The following is a 2,052-nucleotide window of genomic DNA, read 5'->3' as shown; positions in this document are numbered from 1 at the left end:
CTTGGATAAAGGCGAAGCGCTGGAATGAATGTAGGCCTGCATAAAGAGGAATATGAGAGGACTAACGCCTGAGTTCAGCCGCCGCCGTAGGCGGTCGGCTGCGACGAAATGTTAGGCTGCCTTGGCTCTAAATTTTGCTTCGAGTTCTTTAGCAAGAGTCCATCCAGCAGCCTCAAGCATGACAACGGAAATACTTGGAGCAACCACTTGGCCAAGAAATGGGATGAACTTAGAAAGCTCTTTGGTGAGGGTTTTAATTGGTTGTTTCAACATCGTGTTTTTTATTGTGGCAATTGCCAATGCTTTTGCTGCCTCTTCAGTGAGACTTCCACCAAAAACAGCACAAAGGCTCATTGTCATTGATGTCATTGTGACCATATCAGCCGCTATTCCCAATCCTGGAACAGGCACGGCATTTCCTGCTGCTGCTGCAACAGCGTGAGAGTGAATGATTGCGTGGCACTTCTTTTCTTGATCATCAGTCATAAATTTTCCTAACGTCTGAAATCACCGGCGGCCATTAGGCCGTCCGCGTGCATTGAGCTGTTAGGACTTAAATTTTAGGAGAAAAGAATGGAAGAGCAGCTGAATAATTTATTGGATGCGTTTGCCGAATTTGCTGAAGCGTATCCCCGAGACGTGCTGCCGCTCGTTGCTGGACTGTTTGTTGCACTGTTTGAGTGCAGCGTGGAAAACGAGGGAGGAGACCAAAAACAAGAAATCAGGGTTTCTAGCGATGGGTTGCGCGATATTGTGATTTGCGCCAAGCCTAACGGCTAGGTAAGCCGCCCGCCGTGTGCGGGTCGGTTTGACCGCAATGTTAGGCGCAGAGACCAAGAGAGTAGTTAGCCGCATTGTAAAAAGTACGATTCACAAGAAAAAGTCGGTAGTCATGATTATGAGTCTGTCATATCTCCAAAAACCACTGCATCACACTTTGAACAACGCCAATACCCTGGTTTCTGGTTATGCATAGTCCAGTTGCCACATTGTGGACATTTTTTCCCCATTGCATGCTGAATCAAATCCAAAGCAGATCCAGTTGCTCCACTGCCTTTATCTGAAGAGCCAAGAAAAATTTTTCCAAGATCATCAAGCAATCCCATAATTTTCTCCTTACCGGAATACTAATGGAGTTTGAGCAAAGCCCGGTGTACTCTGCCTAACGAACAAAGTAAGCGGCTGGCCGTAGGCCAGTCCGCTTGACTGCCTGGTTAGAGAGTGTCATCTGCGGGCTTTGTTTTGGCCAAGGATGAATGGTGCATAAACCAATATGCCAGCAGTCCAAAGATGCCACTTGGTATACAGAGTAAGGCCCAGGCATAGGGAGGAATATTGAGCACCAGAACTTTGCGTTTTGAAGCATCTTTAAATACGAAAAATGCAGCGACAGCCGCAGGAATGACATACCAAACAAAGCCCCACAGAATGGTGGGTCCCCACGACAGATACAGCGTTGAATCAGTGCTTTCCATGTTTTTCTAACGCCCTGAGTTCAGCCGCTGCCGTAAGGCGGTCGGCTGCGACGAACTGTTAGCCCTGATGGATTGATTTGCAATTTTCATTTGCACCACTGCTGTTCGCATGGGACGCCATCATTGTTCCCGTCCATTTTTGTGCCAGGGCAATTTTTAAGAAAAAAGGTGGCTTCTTCGCAAGAAGTCATTTGAGAGCAATGGGTTCGGCCATCACATTGGAATTTTGGCGCTATATCAATACTTCGATTGCGCCTAGAAGAGTTATTTGAAATATCAATCTCTTGGGGTATCCCTTGAAATTGTTGGGCTGCGCGCTGAGATTGATATTTTTCATAGCCCTTCCAAGCGCCAAAGGCGAGTAGGGCAACGAGAAGGATGCGAAACACACTCTCTCCTATTAATTGGCTAACGAAAAAGCTAAGCCGACCGCCGAAGGCGGGTCGGCTTGAGCGCAAAGTTAGACCCGAAGGCCAAAAGGGAACGCCCAGCCTTGAAGACGGGCGCAGCCCATGAAAAAGCGCTGGGCCACGGAAGCGGCGCAGCGCTGCAAGAATGATAGCTGGTGGCGCTTACT

The 2,052-nt window shown here is 48.1% G+C and carries 6 protein-coding genes and 1 pseudogene; 1 reads left to right on the top strand and 6 read right to left on the bottom strand.

Annotated elements, in window-relative coordinates:
* Positions 1-111: 111 nt before the first annotated feature.
* Positions 112-486 carry a hypothetical protein gene (locus ACFO24_RS07465; protein ID WP_377737769.1) on the bottom strand — a complete coding sequence of 125 codons (375 nt, stop codon included), beginning with the start codon at positions 484-486 and terminating at the stop codon, positions 112-114.
* An 87-nt stretch (positions 487-573) separates the two neighbouring features.
* Between ACFO24_RS07465 and ACFO24_RS07460 the strand changes: the two genes are divergently transcribed.
* Positions 574-780 carry a hypothetical protein gene (locus ACFO24_RS07460; protein ID WP_377737771.1) on the top strand — a complete coding sequence of 69 codons (207 nt, stop codon included), beginning with the start codon at positions 574-576 and terminating at the stop codon, positions 778-780.
* A gap of 24 nt (positions 781-804) precedes the next feature.
* Here the strand turns inward: ACFO24_RS07460 and ACFO24_RS07455 are convergent.
* The 5 genes and pseudogenes from ACFO24_RS07455 to ACFO24_RS07435 form a co-directional block, all read right to left on the bottom strand.
* Positions 805-855: pseudogene (locus ACFO24_RS07455) on the bottom strand (hypothetical protein); the annotation flags it as partial.
* Positions 856-896: 41 nt separating this feature from the next.
* Positions 897-1,106 (bottom strand): hypothetical protein, encoded by a 210-nt coding sequence (locus tag ACFO24_RS07450; protein WP_377737768.1) that lies wholly within the window; start codon positions 1,104-1,106, stop codon positions 897-899.
* Between the two features lie 108 nt (positions 1,107-1,214).
* The gene (locus ACFO24_RS07445; RefSeq protein ID WP_377737767.1) at positions 1,215-1,475 is read right to left on the bottom strand and encodes a hypothetical protein; all 261 of its coding nucleotides are present in this window, start codon (positions 1,473-1,475) and stop codon (positions 1,215-1,217) included.
* 86 nt (positions 1,476-1,561) lie between these two features.
* Complete coding sequence (locus ACFO24_RS07440; RefSeq protein ID WP_377737766.1) at positions 1,562-1,864, bottom strand: excalibur calcium-binding domain-containing protein; 303 nt, start codon at positions 1,862-1,864, stop codon at positions 1,562-1,564.
* 31 nt (positions 1,865-1,895) lie between these two features.
* Positions 1,896-2,052: DUF1010 domain-containing protein (locus ACFO24_RS07435; RefSeq protein ID WP_377737770.1), on the bottom strand; the 157-nt coding region annotated here is incomplete at its 5' end.

The organism is Comamonas denitrificans (assembly GCF_042654745.1).
GTDB lineage: Bacteria > Pseudomonadota > Gammaproteobacteria > Burkholderiales > Burkholderiaceae_C > Comamonas > Comamonas denitrificans.
This window is presented reverse-complemented; position numbering and strand designations above follow the sequence as displayed.